The following is a 249-nucleotide window of genomic DNA, read 5'->3' as shown; positions in this document are numbered from 1 at the left end:
CTGGAGATGACAATGTGGTCGAAGGCAACAACCTGGTCTACACCGTCAGTCTGTCGGCAGCGACGAACGCGACGACGACCTACGCCTATAGTTTAGGTGGCGGCAGTGCGACGGCGCCCGATTACAACACGACCCCGGTGTTTAGTAATGGCGTCACCTTGGTCGGTGGCAATGTGATAGTACCGAGTGGTGTGACGGCCTTTACGGTCACGGTGAGCACGATTGATGATACGGTGATTGATTCAGCGT

Annotated in this window: 1 protein-coding gene; it reads left to right on the top strand. The window is 55.8% G+C overall.

The window, feature by feature from the left end:
- Positions 1–249 (top strand): hypothetical protein (locus ACO0KZ_RS20575; protein WP_422998673.1); only part of this gene is annotated, 249 nt, incomplete at both ends.

Source organism: Undibacterium sp. Di24W, from assembly GCF_049340325.1.
Lineage (GTDB): Bacteria > Pseudomonadota > Gammaproteobacteria > Burkholderiales > Burkholderiaceae_D > Undibacterium.
Note: the sequence above shows the minus strand (reverse complement) of the source record. Positions and strands in the feature narration are given on the sequence as shown.